Below are 16,271 nucleotides of genomic sequence, written 5' to 3'. Positions count from 1 at the left end.
CTGGCCTGTTTTTACCTCAGACAATACGAACGTTGAATGCGCGATTACGCATCAGGAGCATGTGTTGGATCAGAATCAACCGTCGGCTGCCGCCACGATGAAAGACGTCGCAGAAAAAGCCGGCGTCTCGACCGCTACCGTGTCGCGTGCACTCATGAACCCGGAAAAAGTCTCTTCGGCCACGCGTCAGAAAGTCGAACAGGCCGTGGCTGACGTCGGCTATGCCGCCCAGAGCATGTCCCGCCATGCCAGACGCAATGACACGCAGACGCTGCTGCTGATCGTCCCCAATATTTGCGATCCCTTCTTCAGTGAAATTATCCGCGGCGTTGAAGTCGCCGCCTCAAAGGCTGGTTATCTGGTGCTTATCGGCGACTGCGCACACCAAAAACCGCAGGAGTGGACGTTTTTAAACCTGATGCTGACCCGGCAGATCGATGGCATCGTGCTGCTGGGCGCGCAGTTACCCTTTGATGTGAGTCCTGAAGAGCAGCGCAATCTTCCGCCGATGGTGATGGCGATTGAGTTCTCGCCAGAAATGTCGTTACCCACCGTCAATATCGATAACCTGACGGCCTCGTTTGTCGCGGTCAATCACCTGCTGCAGTTGGGTCATAAACGCATTGCCTGCCTGACCGGACCGGAAGACGTTGCACTGTGCCAGTACCGCCTGCAGGGTTATGTGCAGGCCTTACGTCGCAGCGGCATCAGCGTGGATCCCACTTATATCGTTCGGGGTGACTTCACCTTTGAATCCGGCGTTGATGCCATAAATCAGCTATTGGCTTTACCACAGCCGCCACGAGCCCTGTTTTGTCATAGCGATATCATGGCCATCGGCGCTATCAGCCAGGCAAAACGGTTGGGCCTGCGCATACCGGAAGACCTGTCGGTCGTGGGGTTCGACGATATTGAACTCTCGCGTTACTGCGAGCCACCGCTCACCACGGTGAAACAGCCCTGTTTTGAGATAGGTTGCGAAGCCGTGCGGCTGTTACTGAATGAATTACAGGGTAATAGCATTCATAACGGTTCAACGCTGCTGGATGCCGAACTGGTGGTGCGTGGTAGCACAACTTTGGCAAAAAAGGATGAGAGATAAGCGAAAAGTTCCGCTATTTTCAGGGGATTCTTAGGGCTATCATTGCTGGTCAAAGTTCCGGCCCTTAAGTAACATGGCGGGCTCCTTGCCGGGCGTGTGGTAACAACGGATTCGCCTACGTGGCATCATATTTTCAAGGGTATCAGGACGAGAGTGGCACAAAAAGATTATGTAGGCCGCGGGCGTTCAACAGGGACGCGTCGCAAGAAAAGCCCAAGCCGTGGCAAAAAAACAAAAAGCGGTTCAGGCACCTCTAAATTAATGATTGTACTGGCGGTTGCTGTATTGGTGACCTTTGCCGGTGGTTTATGGTTCCTGGCGCACCACAAGAAAGAAGACGTGCCGGTTATTACGGATCATAAAGCCAACGGGAATGGCTTACCGCCAAAGCCTGAAGAACGCTGGAAATACATCAAAGAGCTGGAAAACCGTCAGGTCACTGTGCCGACCCCAAGCGAGCCTACCTCCGGTGGCGAAGTGCAGTCACATACGCAACTGACCGATGAGCAACGCCAGCTGCTTGAGCAAATGCAGGCGGATATGCGTCAGCAACCCACCCAATTAAATGAAGTGCCGTGGAACGAGCAGACGCCAGCTCAACGCCAGCAAACGCTGCAGCATCAGCAGCAGGTACAGCAACTTCAGCGACAGCAACAGCTCCAGCAACAGCAACAGCAATTGCAGTCGCAGCAACGTCAGCAGCAGGCACAACAGCAGCAGCAACGTCAGCAACAAATACAGCAGCAGCGTCAGGAGCAGCATACTCAGCAACAGCAGAGTGTGCAGCAGACACAACCCGCGCCTGTTACGCGTGAACCTACTGCTCAGCCTAAAACACAGGACACCGCCAAAGCGAAACCGGCTGAAAAAGCAGCCTCGCAACGCTGGATGGTTCAGTGTGGTTCGTTTAAGGGAACAGAGCAGGCTGAATCAGTGCGCGCCGCGCTGGCGTTTGAAGGGTTTGAAAGCCGTCTGACCTCCGGCGGCGGATGGAATCGTGTCGTGGTAGGGCCCTTCAAAGACCGCGCCAGCGCAGACAGCACGCTGAAACGTCTGCGCGCTTCAGGACATTCCGGCTGCATCCCGCTCGCCGTTGGGGGTTGAAACCCGTCAAATCTGCCCCATATCTGTCTGCATGATCCTCCGCGCCCTGGGCGCGGAGCTTTTTTCCGACAGTAAAAGGGGTCTGCCCGTGACAACAATAGTAAGTGTTCGACGCAACGGCCAGGTAGTGATTGGCGGCGATGGCCAGGCTACGCTCGGTAATACCGTAATGAAAGGCAACGTCAAAAAAGTGCGTCGTCTTTACAACGATAAAGTGATTGCTGGCTTTGCTGGCGGCACTGCAGATGCCTTTACCCTGTTTGAACTCTTCGAACGCAAACTTGAAATGCATCAGGGCCATTTGGTGAAAGCGGCCGTTGAGCTGGCGAAAGACTGGCGCACCGACAGAATGTTACGCCGCCTGGAAGCGCTACTGGCGGTGGCGGACGAATCGGCATCGCTGATCATCAGCGGTAATGGTGACGTCATCCAGCCTGAAAACGACCTTATTGCTATCGGTTCTGGCGGTCCCTATGCCCAGGCCGCTGCCCGTGCCCTGTTAGAAAATTCTGAATTAGGTGCGCGCGACATCGTTGAGAAATCGCTGAATATCGCTGGCGATATTTGCATCTACACCAACCACAACGTTAATTTCGAAGAATTAACGTCCAAGTCGTAAGGATCTAAACATGTCTGAGATGACTCCACGCGAAATCGTCAGCGAGCTGAACCGCTTTATTATTGGCCAGGACAGCGCTAAGCGCGCCGTGGCTATTGCCCTGCGTAACCGCTGGCGCCGTATGCAGCTTGACGAAGAGCTGCGTCACGAAGTGACCCCTAAAAATATTCTCATGATCGGCCCAACCGGTGTGGGTAAAACAGAAATTGCTCGCCGTCTGGCAAAACTGGCCAACGCGCCGTTCATCAAAGTTGAAGCCACCAAGTTTACCGAAGTGGGCTATGTCGGCAAAGAAGTCGACTCCATTATTCGTGACCTGACGGACTCCGCGATCAAAATGGTGCGCAGCCAGGCCATTGAGAAGAACAAATATCGCGCAGAAGAAATGGCGGAAGAGCGCATTCTTGATGTGCTTATCCCACCGGCGAAAAATAACTGGGGACAGGCTGAACAAACCAGCGAGCCTTCATCTGCACGTCAGTCTTTCCGCAAGAAGCTGCGTGAAGGCCAGCTCGACGATAAAGAAATTGAGATCGATTTAGCCGCAACAGGCCCTGGCGTTGAAATCATGGCACCGCCGGGCATGGAAGAGATGACCAGCCAGCTGCAGTCCATGTTCCAGAACCTGGGCGGGCAGAAACAGAAACCGCGCAAGCTGAAAATCAAAGAAGCCTTTAAGCTGTTGATTGAAGAAGAAGCCGCTAAGCTGGTGAATCCGGAAGAGCTGAAGCAGGATGCCATTGATGCGGTAGAACAGCACGGCATCGTGTTCATCGATGAGATAGACAAAATCTGTAAGCGCGGCGGACAAAACGCGGGCGGCCCGGACGTCTCACGCGAAGGCGTTCAGCGCGACCTGCTGCCACTGGTAGAAGGCTGCACCGTGTCGACCAAGCACGGCATGGTCAAGACTGACCATATTCTGTTTATCGCCTCAGGTGCGTTCCAGGTTGCCAGCCCGTCCGATTTGATTCCTGAGCTACAGGGTCGTTTACCGATCCGTGTTGAACTCCAGGCCCTGACGGTGAATGATTTCGAGCGCATCCTGACCGAACCTAATGCTTCAGTCACAGTGCAGTACAAAGCGCTGATGAATACCGAAGGCGTGAACATTCACTTTACTGACGATGGTATTCGTCGAATCGCGGAAGCCGCATGGCAGGTCAACGAAACCACAGAAAACATCGGTGCGCGTCGCTTGCATACCGTGCTGGAACGTCTGATGGAAGATATTTCCTATGATGCCAGCGATCGGAGCGGTGAATCCGTCACCATTGATGCCGAATATGTGGGTAAACATCTGGATGAGCTGGTTGCAGACGAAGACCTGAGCCGCTTCATCCTGTAACGTTCACCTGTCTATGTGCTGTATCAAAGCCCGGCCAGTTTGGCTGGGCTTTTTTCTGCATGCGCTTGATGCGGTACCGGTTTTTTACCGCTGATGATTTTGCCAACAATTGGCATAAAGCGATATACTTAGCGCTCCTGTGGCAAACAGACGAAACCCTTATGAAATACGATACTTCTGAACTCTGCGACATCTACCACGAAGAAGTGAACGTTGTTGAACCGCTTTTCTCAAATTTCGGTGGGCGGACCTCATTCGGCGGTCAGATAACCACAGTGAAATGTTTTGAAGACAACGGGCTGCTTTACGATCTGCTGGAAGAGAACGGTCGTGGCCGCGTGTTGCTGATTGATGGCGGTGGCTCAGTACGCCGCGCTTTAGTTGATGCGCAGCTTGCCCGACTGGCAGCGCAGAATGAGTGGGAAGGCATCGTGGTTTACGGTTCGGTACGTCAGGTAGACGAACTGGAAGAACTGGAAATCGGCATTCAGGCTATCGCCGCTATTCCGGCAGGCGCGGCCGGTGAAGGCATTGGCGAAAGCGATGTGCGCGTGAATTTCGGCGGCGTCACCTTCTTCTCTGGCGACCATCTCTATGCGGATAACACCGGGATGATTTTATCGGAAGATCCGCTCGACATTGAATAATGTCAGCGAACGAAAACGGGTGCCAGGCACCCGTTTTTCGCATTAGTTGAGGCTTATACCTCTTCCATTTTTCCCAACAGCGCACGCAGGCGTTCTTGCCAGACATGCTGCTCCTCTTTCAGATGCTGATTTTCGCGCATCAGTGCTTCATGGTTGCCAGCAGCATTCTGCGCGTCGTGACGCAGGTTGTTGTTCTGCTCTTTCAGCTCTTCAATTTCCATTTGCAGCAGGGTGATAGTATCAATCGCCTGCTGTACTTTTGCTTCCAGTTTCTCAAACACTTCAAATGACATCTTTCTGACCTCTCCTAAAATCTTGCAAGGCGTTGATGATGCCAGCTTTCGCACACAAGGCGTTTACCAGCAACGTTGTCCCGATTGTATGTAGCCTCATCACGCAAGTCCAGCAACGCGGGCCTGCAGACCGCCGTCAGTAACATTTTTCAGCCTATCCCTAAAATGTTCCTTTCCCACCTGTTTGCATAGCGAAGCCGGTATCACGCGGAGGAAAACGGCCCGAATGGCGCTTAAGGAAAATCAAAACACGCGAAAACGCGCATTTTTTTGACACACTACACAAAAATCGATTTCGCTATTTCTCGTTTATGCTCGTTAACGATAAATTAACAACAGCCCTACATCAAAGATGGGTGACTCACGGAATGAGAACAAAAACTGATAAAATTTAACCTCGCTTCAGGAACAACTATCATGAGTCAGACTACAACCACACTCAAAGGTCAGTGTATTGCCGAATTTCTGGGTACCGGTTTGATCCTGTTTTTTGGCGCGGGTTGCGTTGCCGCGCTTAAGCTGGCTGGTGCCACTTTTGGCCAATGGGAAATCTGTATCGTCTGGGGGCTGGCCGTTTCTATGGCGGTCTACCTCAGCGCAGGTGTGTCAGGTGCCCATCTCAACCCGGCAGTGACTGTCGCACTCTGCCTGTTCGCCAATTTCGAAGGCCGTAAAGTCCTTCCTTATATTCTGTCTCAGGTGGCCGGTGCTTTCTGTGGCGCGGCGCTGGTCTACGGACTTTACTACAGCTTGTTTATCAATTTCGAACAAAGTCATAACATGGTGCGGGGTTCAGTTGAAAGCCTGAGCCTGGCGGGCATTTTTTCTACCTATCCGAATCCGCAAATTAGCGTAGGTCAGGCCTTCCTGGTTGAAATGGTGATCACTGCAGTCCTGATGTCCGTGATTATGGCACTGACCGACGATGGCAATGGCGTCCCGCGTGGCCCGATGGCACCGCTGCTGATTGGCCTGCTGGTTGCCGTTATTGGTGGCTCTATGGGCCCATTGACCGGCTTTGCCCTGAACCCGGCACGTGACTTCGGACCGAAAGTCTTCGAGTGGCTGGCTGGCTGGGGCACCGTTGCCTTCACTGGCGGTCATCAGATTCCGTATTTCCTTGTGCCAATTTTTGGCCCACTGGTTGGTGCTTGCCTGGGAGCCTTTGGTTATCGCGCCCTGATTGGCCGCCATTTACCCGGTGCGGTGATTTCCCCACCGACCAGTGACAAACCGATTGCGTCCGCGCATGAACGTAAAGCGTAAGTTCCACTTTTTATCATCAGGAATGAATTTATGACTACCACCGATAAAAAATACATCGTCGCTCTCGATCAGGGCACAACCAGTTCACGTGCTGTGGTGCTGGATCACGACGCTAACATTGTGGCGGTATCGCAACGCGAATTTACCCAAATCTATCCGAAAGCGGGCTGGGTAGAGCATGACCCAATGGATATCTGGGCATCACAGAGTTCTACGCTGGTTGAAGTGCTGGCACATGCTGATATTCGCTCAGATGAAATCGCGGCGATTGGGATTACTAACCAGCGTGAAACCGCGATCGTCTGGGATAAAGAAACCGGTAAGCCAGTCTATAATGCCATCGTCTGGCAGGATCCCCGTACTGCTGACTACTGTAATAAGCTGAAGAAAGAGGGACTGGAAGAGTATATCCAGCACACCACCGGTCTGGTGATTAACCCTTACTTTTCTGGCACCAAAGTTAAGTGGATCCTGGATAACGTAGAAGGCGCGCGCGAGCGTGCAAAACGTGGCGAACTGCTGTTTGGTACAGTCGACACCTGGCTGGTGTGGAAAATGACCCAGGGGCGCGTGCACATCACCGATTACACCAACGCCTCACGTACCATGCTGTTCAACATCCACAAGCTTGAGTGGGATGAGCGCATGCTGGAAATCCTGGATATCCCGCGTGCGATGCTGCCAGAAGTGAAATCTTCGTCTGAAGTGTATGGTCAGACAAACATTGGTGGTAAAGGCGGTACGCGTATTCCTATCGCGGGTATCGCAGGCGACCAGCAGGCTGCGCTGTATGGTCAGCTGTGCGTTCAGCCGGGTATGGCGAAAAACACCTACGGCACCGGCTGCTTTATGCTGATGAACACCGGTACCGAAGCTGTCACCTCAACGCACGGCCTGCTGACCACTATCGCCTGTGGGCCACGTGGTGAAGTCAACTATGCACTGGAAGGGGCGGTCTTTATCGGCGGCGCGGCCATTCAGTGGTTACGCGATGAGATGAAGCTGATCAGCGATTCGGCTGACTCAGAATACTTCGCGATGAAAGTGAAAGATTCAAACGGTGTATATATGGTTCCTGCCTTTACTGGCCTGGGTGCACCTTACTGGGATCCCTATGCACGTGGCGCGCTGTTCGGCCTGACACGTGGTGCGAATGCGAACCACATCATCCGTGCAACGCTGGAGTCCATCGCTTATCAAACACGTGATGTCCTGGAAGCCATGCAGAATGATGCCAACACGCGCCTGCAGGCTCTGCGTGTGGACGGAGGAGCAGTGGCTAACAACTTCCTGATGCAGTTCCAGTCAGACATTCTTGGCACACGCGTTGAGCGACCTGAAGTGCGTGAAGTCACTGCGCTGGGTGCCGCGTACCTGGCAGGTCTGGCGGTAGGTTTCTGGCAGGATCTGGAAGAAGTCCGTGCCAAAGCCGTGATTGAGCGCGAATTCCGTCCAACACTTGAAACCACAGAGCGTAACGTCCGTTATGCCGGCTGGAAGAAAGCTGTCGCGCGCGCGCAAGCGTGGGAAGAACAAGAGTAATCCGCACTGCGCCCGTGACCTCCTCCGTCACGGGCCTTTTCCCCGCCTTCTCCCTCCGCTACACTGCCAGCCTGTTTTTTGTCAGGTACATGCAATGAAACGAGAACTTGCCATTGAATTTTCCCGCGTAACTGAGGCTGCCGCACTGGCTGGTTATAAGTGGTTAGGGCGCGGCGATAAAAACGCGGCGGACGGTGCCGCCGTTCATGCCATGCGTCATGTCTTAAATACCATTCAGATCGATGGACAGATAGTGATCGGCGAAGGGGAAATTGACGAAGCCCCTATGCTCTACATCGGCGAAAAAGTGGGCACGGGTCAGGGCGACGCGGTGGATATTGCCGTCGATCCTATTGAAGGTACCCGCATGACGGCCATGGGACAGGCCAATGCGCTTGCCGTGATGGCCGTCGGTGACAAAGGCAGTTTTCTTCATGCGCCTGACATGTATATGGAGAAGCTTATCGTCGGTCCGGCGGCGCGGGGCCATATCAATCTGGATCTCCCGCTTGAGATTAACCTGCGTAATATCGCCATCGCCATGAATAAGCCGTTGTCACAACTCACCGTGTCCATTCTGTCAAAGCCGCGCCATGACGCCGTTATCGAGCAGCTTAAACAGCTGGGCGTAAGACTATTCGCGTTCCCTGATGGTGATGTGGCGGCCTCCATTCTGACCTGTATGCCCGACAGCGAAGTTGACGTGATGTACGGTATTGGCGGCGCGCCTGAAGGCGTGGTATCGGCCGCTGTGATTCGTGCGTTGGATGGTGATATGCAGGGCAGATTACTGGCACGACATCACGTAAAAGGTGACAGCGAAGAGAACCGCAGGATTGGGGAATATGAGCTGAAACGCTGCGCTGGCATGGGGATTGAGGCAGGAAAAGTCCTGCCCCTGCAGGCGATGGCGCGAAACGATAACGTGATCTTTGCCGCCACCGGTATCACCAGTGGTGATCTGCTGAAAGGCATCACCCGTCAGGGCAATATGGCCACCAGTGAAACCCTGTTAATTCGCGGCAAATCACGCACGATTCGCCGCATCCAGTCTGTGCATTACCTGGACCGCAAAGATCCGGTTTTGCATCCCTTTATCCTGTAACAGCCTGATTCTCGCCTGCTGGCTGTCGCGAAAGCGGCAGCCAGCACAGCAACATCACCAGAGCCGTGATAACCATCAGCAGGCCAAGGCTGAACTGATCGCGCTGAGGCATTAACGCCGACAGGGACGCCACCAGCCCGGAACCCAAATTCTGTAACCCCCCAATCAGTGCGCCCGCACTTCCTGCGAGCCAGGCATAGGGCTCCATCGCACCGGATGTGGCCAGGGGAAACAGCATTCCCGCGCCAAAGAAAAACAGCGACGCCGGTATCAATAACGTCCAGATTGTCATGATGCCAAACCAGGCAGGTATCCACATCAACACCGCCGCCAGCAGGCAACTGTTGACGCCAAACCACATCAGGCTATGCCAGGAGCGCTGTTCACGTCCGGCGAACCAGGCACCAAAGAAGGCCGCAGGAATAGGTAAGATAAACAAAATACTGACGGTGAAACTGTTCAGGCCCAGAACGCCACCGAGCAGCACGCCACAGCTGGCCTCAAAGACGGCAATGCCGGCCAGTGCGCCAATCAGCAGCACCAGATAACGGACGAAATTCGCATCACGTAACAGCCGGATATAGCGTTTTAAGAAGGGCGTGACTTCGGCACCGTTTGGGCGCGTCTCCGGTAGCCAGCGCGCCATGGCGACCGTCACCATCAGACACAGCAACAGCAAAAAAGCAAAGCAGGCATGCCAGCCAAACAGCTGCGTTAACAGTGCGCCAATCACCGGTGCCACTAAAGGGCTGGCGAGCACGCCCATATTAAGCCAGCTGTTCGCCTGACGTAGGGCATGACCGTTATAAAGATCGCGCGGCATGGTTCGCGCCATGACACCGGCCACGCCGGTGCCCGCGCCCTGAATCGCACTGCCCGTGACCAGCATATCCAGCGACGAGGCCATCATGGCGGCAATCGCGCCGATCATAAAGATCGCCATCCCCGCCAGGATCACCGGACGGCGCCCCACGCTGTCAGAGAGCGGACCGTAGATCAGCTGCGATCCGCCGTAGGTGATTAAATAGGCCGCCATGACATGCTGCATCATGCCATTTCGCACCTGAAGTGCATCCGCCATTGCCGCCATGGCGGGCACATAGATGGTCTGAGCCATCTGCCCGACTGCGACCAGTGCAATGAGCATGATCAGCAACGGACGATTTTCTATTTTCTTCATCATCTTTTAACGAAAGGTCTGTATGAACAGGGACGATTAAACAGCACAAATAACGGCTGAAACCCGTTGTGGCAGGAAAATATCAGGATTTCATGACAAAGCGAGTGATTCATAAAAAGTGGCGGGGCAATTCACGTCAATAATTGCAACCAGGATGTAAACTAAATATTACAGTTTGTCGATTAGAGCCTTTGCAGCCTGACGGACTGGTAATCTGCCAGTGCAGTAGAGAAGATGTTTATTCGCCAGACGATTCAACGCTGAAGGAGTAACCATGGCCGAGTGGATCAATGCTCAAGTAAAGGAAGTAAAAAACTGGACTGACGCGCTGTTTAGCTTGCGGGTTAAGGCCCCTATCGCCCCGTTTAGTGCCGGGCAGTACGCCAAGCTGGCACTGGAGATCGAAGGTGAACGAGTGCAACGTGCTTACTCTTACGTCAATGCGCCCAATGACGACCTGCTTGAGTTTTACTTAGTCACCGTACCCGACGGCAAATTGAGTCCACACTTACAGGCGCTGCGCCCCGGTGAGCAGGTCATGATTACCAAAGATGCTGCAGGCTTTTTTATTCTGGATGAAGTCCCGGAATGTCAGACCTTATGGATGCTGGCAACCGGTACGGCAGTGGGGCCTTATTTGTCCATTTTGCAGCAGGGTGAAGGCCTGGATCGCTTTAAACATATCGTACTGGTGCATGCCGCACGTTACGCAGCCGACCTCAGCTTTTTACCGCTAATGCAGCAGCTCCAGCAGATCTATAACGGCAAGCTGCAGGTGATCACGGTCGTCAGTCGTGAAGAAAGTATGGGCTCATTAACCGGACGTGTTCCGGCATTAATCGAAAGTGGCGAGCTGGAGCGGGCGGCCGGATTGACTATTGATGCAGAAACCAGCCATGTGATGGTCTGCGGCAATCCACAGATGGTACGAGATACGCAGCAGCTGTTGAAAGAGACACGCGGCATGCGCAAGCACCTGAAGCGCAAGCCCGGTCATATCACCAGCGAGAATTACTGGTAAGTCGCCCGCTTCAGACGTAAAGGCACCGGTGCGGCACCAAAGCGGTTATCGCCAGCGGTGCCACGAAACAGGCCTAAGTCCAGGATCAGTCCTGCCAGAATGATAAATGGCAGCGCGCGGCCAATAACCCACTGCAGGACAGCGCCGGTCATGCTCCAGTTACCTGCCATCAGCAACCAGGCAGCGATGAGTAACAGCGCCCAGTAACCGCGGCGATCACGATCGTGCAGGCGCTTAACCACGATGGCGCTGGCCGGCCACAATAAACACACGATGCCAAACGCAGCCATTTGCGTATCCACCAGATCGTTACCGGCTAAAAAGAACAGGACGCTGGTTAACAGCAACCAGATTGCCTGCCAGAGCCAGAAATCACGGCGCCCGACGCGACCACGAAACGAAAAAAACCATTGCTGTAATATCATGCATGCTCCCCAGACAAAATTTTACCTGCACGCTTTTGACCTTAGAGGTAAAAACCGTTCTAATTTGATTCCGAGTTTATTGGTCAGGGCCGACAAAATGAAGAATTTGCCAGGCGCACTGTTGCTGAGTCTTGCGCTGACGGTTCCGGTATTTGCTGCCGATCCGCCGCCACTCGACAAGGCCGAACATATGCCTACCGCGCCCTATCTGTTAACAGGCGCGCCCACGCTGGATATGACTATCGGCCAGTTTCGTGAAAAATATAATCTCGCGAACCCTCAACTGCCGCTGCTGGAGTATCGCGCCATTGACTCCCGCGATGAGAAAACCGATCTGACGCGGGCAGCCACCAAGATCAACGAAACGCTTTACTCCTCGACCGCGCTTGAGCCTGGCACAGGTAAAATTAAAACGCTGCAGGTCACCTGGCTTCCGGTTCCGGGCCCGGATCAAAGTGCGTCCCAGGCCAGAGCCATGGATTATATGACCGCAATATTACGTTTTTTTGTGCCGGGACTCACGCCAGAAGAAGGGCGTAAAAAGCTGGAAACATTACTTAAAGCGGGCAAAGGCTCACGATACTACGAGCACGTTGAAGGCGCACTGCGTTTTGTGGTGTCTGATAACGGGGATAAAGGATTAACCTTTGCCATTGAGCCGGTAAAACTTGCGCTGGCTGCGCCCTGATGGACGGGGCAAAAATGACGAAAAGCAAAGCCACGACGTTATTTGATCTCTATACTGTCTGGCAGACAACGTTGCCCCGGGGCAGCGCCATTTCATGTATCGCGTTATGCGGAGGATAGAATGCGACATCCACTGGTTATGGGTAACTGGAAGTTGAATGGCAGCAAGCATATGACAGCCGAACTGATCGACGGTCTGCGCAAAGAACTGTCGGGCGTTGAGGGTTGTGGCGTCGCTATTGCACCGCCCGCGCTCTATCTTGATCAGGCTAAACACGCCATCTCCGGTAGCCACATCGCTCTGGGTGCTCAAAACGTTGATGTAAACCTCTCTGGCGCATTTACCGGCGAAGTGTCCGCTGAAATGCTGAAAGATATCGGCGCGAAATACATCATCATTGGTCACTCAGAACGTCGCACTTATCACAAAGAGAGTGACGAGTTCATTGCGAAAAAATATGCCGTGTTGAAAACCGCTGGCCTGGTGCCGGTTCTGTGCATCGGTGAAACTGAAGCGGAAAACGAAGCGGGCAAAACCGAAGAAGTGTGTGCACGCCAGCTTGATGCGGTGCTGACCACTCAGGGTGCAGAAGCGTTCAAAGATGCGATCATCGCTTACGAGCCGGTATGGGCGATCGGTACCGGGAAGTCAGCCACACCTGCTCAGGCGCAGGCAGTTCACAAATTTATTCGTGACCACATTGCCAAAAAAGATGCGGCTATCGCTGAGCAAGTGATTATTCAGTACGGCGGCTCAGTTAACGATAAAAACGCTGCCGAGCTGTTTACTCAGCCGGACATCGACGGTGCCCTGGTTGGCGGCGCGTCGCTGAAAGCCGATGCGTTTGCCGTGATCGTTAAAGCTGCTGCGGCGGCTAAACAACGCTAACCGGCGATTGAGCACAGCATAAGCGGCCTCATCAGGCCGCTTTTTTTATGGGTTGCAGCAGGGCGCAGTCGTGATCCTGCACCTCCTCTGCCGATCCCTTATTCAGCAAAAGCCAGTTGCGCGCTACCGCCATCAGCACCAGACGGCCATCGGGTAAGCTTGCCAGTGCCATACCGTATTTCCCCATCGCATTCTTAGCATCAGGGACTTCAGACGCTAACCGGATAAAGACACTCTGTTGATCCAGTTCCGCCTGACTGAGCACCCGCACAATATAGTGATGGTTCAGAAAGGTAACATCCTTCCACTGCGCATTGAGAGTCGGTGCCAGTCCATCCAGTTGCTGGCGGACATCGGGCCGTAAGCAGGAAATATGAATATGGAGCTGATTCTGAGTTCGGCCGTACTCGGAGTTGATCGCCAGCGACAGCACGGTGTCTTTAATGGGCGAGCCGAATTTCTGCGCCACTACGCCTCTGTCATGCCAGGCAAAGCTGAAAAAATTGGGTGTGGCTGTGCTGAGCAACCGCGGGCTTTCGATGCCGGTTATCTTATCAACGGGAATTAACAGGTATTGCAAGGGACCGTTACGGTCTTTGAGCAGTGTATAACGCTGCTGCAGATCAACTCGCAGGCAAGGCGCAGGTTGCCCGTTATTCTGCTGATTGGGTACGCACTTTTCGCTGACGATCTGCCAAAGCGCATCGGCATTGCCTTTAACATGAAGGGAAGCTATCCCCATTCCTGCCACGACAAGCACCAGCAGAAACGCAATGATGATGAAGGCCCGACGATTTGCCTGCATAGTTACCCTCTCCATACTGAATCAATCAGCATCCTCGCCTGACAGCGCCGGAATGTCACGCATAAAAAAACCAGCGTTTCCGCTGGTTTAGATTATGTCAGGCGATCGTTACGGCTTCATGACCTGGTCATAGGTGCCGCCATCCGCGAAGTGGGTTTTTTGTGCCTTAGCCCAACCGCCGAATTTCTCGTCCACAGTAAACAATTTTACAGGGGCAAAGGTGCTGGCAAACTTCTTCGCAACCTCAGCATTGCGCGGACGATAGTAATTCTCGGCTGCAATCGTCTGTCCCTCGGTCGAATAGAGATACTTCAGATAGGCCTCAGCCACTGGGCGCGTTCCCTTCTCATCAACCACTTTATCCACAACGGAAACCGTCGGCTCTGCCAGAATAGACTCGCTTGGGGTAACGATCTCAAACTTGTCTTTGCCCAGCTTATTCACGGCCAGGTACGCCTCATTTTCCCAGGCGATCAGAACATCACCAATGCCGCGCTCAACGAAGGTGTTGGTCGCACCGCGCGCACCGGAATCCTGCACTTCAACATTTTTAAACAGGGCTTTGACATAGCTTAGCGCTTTTGCCTGATCGCCATTGTTGTGATCCAACGCCCAGCCCCAGGCTGCCAGGTAATTCCAGCGTGCACCACCTGAGGTTTTTGGATTGGGCGTGATGACGGAAACGCCAGGTTTGATCAGATCGTTCCAGTCATGGATCCCTTTTGGATTACCCTTGCGGACCAGGAACACAATCGTGGAAGTATAAGGTGCTGAGTTATCCGGCAGACGCTTAATCCAGTTCTTATCAATGCGGCCACGTTCAGCAATCGCATCAATATCAGACTGCAGCGCCAGCGTCACGACGTCAGCACGAATGCCGTTTATCACTGATGTGGCCTGCTTGCCTGAGCCGCCATGCGACTGACGGATCACCACATTATCGCCCGTTTCCTGTTTATAGTGCGCACTGAAGGCCTTGTTGTACTGCTCATACAGCTCACGGGTGGGATCGTAAGAAACGTTTAACAGCTGAATATCCTTCGCCAGAACACTGCCTGATGCCAGTAACAAGCTAATACCGATGGCCCATTTATTCATTGCGCACTCTCCCAGTTCATTATGGGACAAGCGTGACATAAACTTTTTCAGAGCTAAAAGAATTAAAAATAAGCGGTTATAACTTTGGGGAATATACGGAAGGTATAAGGGCATGCCGGAAGAGCATGCCCGTTAATGCGGTGAAATCAGTAAAGCTGCTTCGCGGTATCCATCCAGTCACGCTTGAATGGACGCTTCATGTTCTCAATCGCATCAATGATGTCATGGTGCACCATTTTGTCGTTCTGGATACCCACACAGCGGCCACCGTAGCCCTGCATGAGCAGTTCAATGGAATACGCACCCATGCGGGAGGCAAGAATACGATCATATGCGCACGGCGCACCGCCACGCTGAATGTGGCCAAGTACCGTCGCGCGCGTTTCGCGCTTCGTTTCGGTCTCGATAAACCGCGCCAGATCGTCGATATCACAGATATGTTCAGTGATAGCAACAATCGCATGCTTTTTACCTTTCGCGATGCCGGCCTTAATTTCTGCCACCAGCTCTTCACGGGTATAGGGAATTTCTGGCAACACGATAAACTCGCATCCACCAGCGATAGCGGCAGCCAGGGTCAAATCGCCACAGTAACGGCCCATCACTTCAACGATGGAGATGCGCTGGTGTGATGAAGAGGTATCACGCAGGCGGTCAATCGCCTCCACCACCGTTTCCAGTGCAGTAAAGTAGCCAATGGTGTAATCGGTGCCGGCAACATCGTTATCGATCGTGCCTGGCAGGCCGATACAGGGGAACCCCATCTCGGTCAGTCGCTTGGCGCCCATATAGGAACCGTCCCCGCCGATCACGACTAACGCATCAATACCGCGCTTTTTCAGGTTTTCAATGGCCACCTGACGGACATCATCGTTACGAAACTCAGGAAAACGCGCTGAACCCAAAAAAGTGCCGCCGCGATTGATCATGTCAGATACGCTGTAACGATCGAGATTGATCATCCGGTCTTCGTACAAACCCTGATAGCCGTCATAGATACCAAAAACTTCCAGCCCTTCACTTAACGCGGAGCGAACCACGCCGCGAATGGCTGCGTTCATGCCTGGGGCGTCACCGCCGCTGGTCAGTACACCAATTTTTTTGATCATGACAACCTCTGGATTGTTCGAAGCTAAGGGT

17 protein-coding genes are annotated in these 16,271 nt (G+C 53.4%); 11 read left to right on the top strand and 6 right to left on the bottom strand.

Features of this window, described 5'->3' with window-relative positions; genetic code table 11:
- Positions 1 to 64: 64 nt before the first annotated feature.
- The 5 genes from cytR to rraA all read left to right on the top strand — a co-directional run bounded on the left by cytR (position 65) and on the right by rraA (position 4,820).
- Positions 65 to 1,102 carry a DNA-binding transcriptional regulator CytR gene (gene cytR, locus P9J57_RS00915; protein WP_014604768.1) on the top strand — a complete coding sequence of 346 codons (1,038 nt, stop codon included), beginning with the start codon at positions 65 to 67 and terminating at the stop codon, positions 1,100 to 1,102.
- Positions 1,103 to 1,255: 153 nt separating this feature from the next.
- Positions 1,256 to 2,206 carry a cell division protein FtsN gene (gene ftsN, locus P9J57_RS00910; RefSeq protein WP_105077799.1) on the top strand — a complete coding sequence of 317 codons (951 nt, stop codon included), beginning with the start codon at positions 1,256 to 1,258 and terminating at the stop codon, positions 2,204 to 2,206.
- A gap of 88 nt (positions 2,207 to 2,294) precedes the next feature.
- On the top strand, positions 2,295 to 2,825 hold the full coding sequence (gene hslV / locus P9J57_RS00905; protein ID WP_024471414.1) for an ATP-dependent protease subunit HslV: 531 nt from the start codon (positions 2,295 to 2,297) through the stop codon (positions 2,823 to 2,825).
- 10 nt (positions 2,826 to 2,835) lie between these two features.
- Complete coding sequence (gene hslU, locus P9J57_RS00900) at positions 2,836 to 4,173, top strand: HslU--HslV peptidase ATPase subunit (protein WP_013027692.1); 1,338 nt, start codon at positions 2,836 to 2,838, stop codon at positions 4,171 to 4,173.
- Between the two features lie 161 nt (positions 4,174 to 4,334).
- Complete coding sequence (rraA, locus tag P9J57_RS00895) at positions 4,335 to 4,820, top strand: ribonuclease E activity regulator RraA (RefSeq protein WP_013027693.1); 486 nt, start codon at positions 4,335 to 4,337, stop codon at positions 4,818 to 4,820.
- A 53-nt stretch (positions 4,821 to 4,873) separates the two neighbouring features.
- Here rraA and zapB read toward each other — a convergent pair whose 3' ends face one another.
- Positions 4,874 to 5,113, bottom strand: a complete 240-nt coding sequence (gene zapB, locus P9J57_RS00890; protein ID WP_014594885.1) for a cell division protein ZapB — start codon at positions 5,111 to 5,113, stop codon at positions 4,874 to 4,876.
- Between the two features lie 417 nt (positions 5,114 to 5,530).
- Between zapB and P9J57_RS00885 the strand changes: the two genes are divergently transcribed.
- From P9J57_RS00885 to glpX, 3 genes are all read left to right on the top strand, one after another.
- Entirely contained in the window at positions 5,531 to 6,379 is an 849-nt protein-coding gene (locus P9J57_RS00885; protein ID WP_013027695.1) for an MIP/aquaporin family protein, read from the top strand.
- Positions 6,380 to 6,409: 30 nt separating this feature from the next.
- Positions 6,410 to 7,921 (top strand): glycerol kinase GlpK, encoded by a 1,512-nt coding sequence (glpK, locus tag P9J57_RS00880; RefSeq protein WP_014594886.1) that lies wholly within the window; start codon positions 6,410 to 6,412, stop codon positions 7,919 to 7,921.
- A gap of 94 nt (positions 7,922 to 8,015) precedes the next feature.
- Positions 8,016 to 9,026, top strand: a complete 1,011-nt coding sequence (glpX, locus tag P9J57_RS00875; protein WP_014604766.1) for a class II fructose-bisphosphatase — start codon at positions 8,016 to 8,018, stop codon at positions 9,024 to 9,026.
- Here glpX and emrD read toward each other — a convergent pair.
- A complete protein-coding gene (gene emrD / locus P9J57_RS00870; RefSeq protein WP_013027698.1) occupies positions 9,016 to 10,209 on the bottom strand; it encodes a multidrug efflux MFS transporter EmrD in 1,194 nt (397 codons plus the stop codon). The genes glpX and emrD overlap by 11 nt on opposite strands.
- Positions 10,210 to 10,480: 271 nt before the next feature.
- Between emrD and fpr the strand changes: the two genes are divergently transcribed.
- On the top strand, positions 10,481 to 11,227 hold the full coding sequence (gene fpr, locus P9J57_RS00865; protein ID WP_013027699.1) for a ferredoxin--NADP(+) reductase: 747 nt from the start codon (positions 10,481 to 10,483) through the stop codon (positions 11,225 to 11,227).
- Here the strand turns inward: fpr and P9J57_RS00860 are convergent.
- Complete coding sequence (locus P9J57_RS00860; protein ID WP_013027700.1) at positions 11,218 to 11,652, bottom strand: DUF805 domain-containing protein; 435 nt, start codon at positions 11,650 to 11,652, stop codon at positions 11,218 to 11,220. The two genes, fpr and P9J57_RS00860, sit on opposite strands and share 10 nt — an antisense overlap.
- 97 nt (positions 11,653 to 11,749) lie before the next feature.
- On the opposite strand from P9J57_RS00860, the gene P9J57_RS00855 reads away from it, so the two are divergent.
- Together P9J57_RS00855 and tpiA are read left to right on the top strand one after the other, a co-directional pair.
- Positions 11,750 to 12,340: a DUF1454 family protein gene (locus tag P9J57_RS00855; protein ID WP_014604764.1), complete on the top strand. Its 591-nt coding sequence runs from the start codon at positions 11,750 to 11,752 to the stop codon at positions 12,338 to 12,340.
- A gap of 120 nt (positions 12,341 to 12,460) precedes the next feature.
- Positions 12,461 to 13,228, top strand: a complete 768-nt coding sequence (tpiA, locus tag P9J57_RS00850; RefSeq protein ID WP_041457862.1) for a triose-phosphate isomerase — start codon at positions 12,461 to 12,463, stop codon at positions 13,226 to 13,228.
- Between the two features lie 31 nt (positions 13,229 to 13,259).
- Here tpiA and P9J57_RS00845 read toward each other — a convergent pair whose 3' ends face one another.
- The 3 genes from P9J57_RS00845 to pfkA all read right to left on the bottom strand — a co-directional run bounded on the left by P9J57_RS00845 (position 13,260) and on the right by pfkA (position 16,240).
- Entirely contained in the window at positions 13,260 to 14,033 is a 774-nt protein-coding gene (locus P9J57_RS00845) for a CDP-diacylglycerol diphosphatase (protein WP_041458036.1), read from the bottom strand.
- 108 nt (positions 14,034 to 14,141) lie between these two features.
- Positions 14,142 to 15,131: a sulfate ABC transporter substrate-binding protein gene (locus P9J57_RS00840; RefSeq protein ID WP_015699313.1), complete on the bottom strand. Its 990-nt coding sequence runs from the start codon at positions 15,129 to 15,131 to the stop codon at positions 14,142 to 14,144.
- Positions 15,132 to 15,277: 146 nt separating this feature from the next.
- Positions 15,278 to 16,240, bottom strand: coding sequence for a 6-phosphofructokinase (gene pfkA, locus P9J57_RS00835; RefSeq protein ID WP_006121288.1), 963 nt, complete (start codon positions 16,238 to 16,240; stop codon positions 15,278 to 15,280).
- Positions 16,241 to 16,271: the final 31 nt, after the last annotated feature.

The sequence above is a fragment of the Pantoea sp. nfd-35 genome, from assembly GCF_056892255.1.
Note: the sequence above shows the minus strand (reverse complement) of the source record. Positions and strands in the feature narration are given on the sequence as shown.

What these genes read in the sequence shown, in the direction of transcription:
- hslU (WP_013027692.1), top strand. Translation starts at nt 2,836, where the DNA reads ATGTCTGAGATGACTCCACGCGAAATCGTCAGCGAGCTGAACCGCTTT.
- rraA (WP_013027693.1), top strand. Translation starts at nt 4,335, where the DNA reads ATGAAATACGATACTTCTGAACTCTGCGACATCTACCACGAAGAAGTG.
- zapB (WP_014594885.1), bottom strand. Translation starts at nt 5,113, where the DNA reads ATGTCATTTGAAGTGTTTGAGAAACTGGAAGCAAAAGTACAGCAGGCG.
- P9J57_RS00885 (WP_013027695.1), top strand. Translation starts at nt 5,531, where the DNA reads ATGAGTCAGACTACAACCACACTCAAAGGTCAGTGTATTGCCGAATTT.
- glpK (WP_014594886.1), top strand. Translation starts at nt 6,410, where the DNA reads ATGACTACCACCGATAAAAAATACATCGTCGCTCTCGATCAGGGCACA.
- glpX (WP_014604766.1), top strand. Translation starts at nt 8,016, where the DNA reads ATGAAACGAGAACTTGCCATTGAATTTTCCCGCGTAACTGAGGCTGCC.
- emrD (WP_013027698.1), bottom strand. Translation starts at nt 10,209, where the DNA reads ATGATGAAGAAAATAGAAAATCGTCCGTTGCTGATCATGCTCATTGCA.
- fpr (WP_013027699.1), top strand. Translation starts at nt 10,481, where the DNA reads ATGGCCGAGTGGATCAATGCTCAAGTAAAGGAAGTAAAAAACTGGACT.
- P9J57_RS00860 (WP_013027700.1), bottom strand. Translation starts at nt 11,652, where the DNA reads ATGATATTACAGCAATGGTTTTTTTCGTTTCGTGGTCGCGTCGGGCGC.
- P9J57_RS00855 (WP_014604764.1), top strand. Translation starts at nt 11,750, where the DNA reads ATGAAGAATTTGCCAGGCGCACTGTTGCTGAGTCTTGCGCTGACGGTT.
- tpiA (WP_041457862.1), top strand. Translation starts at nt 12,461, where the DNA reads ATGCGACATCCACTGGTTATGGGTAACTGGAAGTTGAATGGCAGCAAG.
- P9J57_RS00845 (WP_041458036.1), bottom strand. Translation starts at nt 14,033, where the DNA reads ATGCAGGCAAATCGTCGGGCCTTCATCATCATTGCGTTTCTGCTGGTG.
- P9J57_RS00840 (WP_015699313.1), bottom strand. Translation starts at nt 15,131, where the DNA reads ATGAATAAATGGGCCATCGGTATTAGCTTGTTACTGGCATCAGGCAGT.
- pfkA (WP_006121288.1), bottom strand. Translation starts at nt 16,240, where the DNA reads ATGATCAAAAAAATTGGTGTACTGACCAGCGGCGGTGACGCCCCAGGC.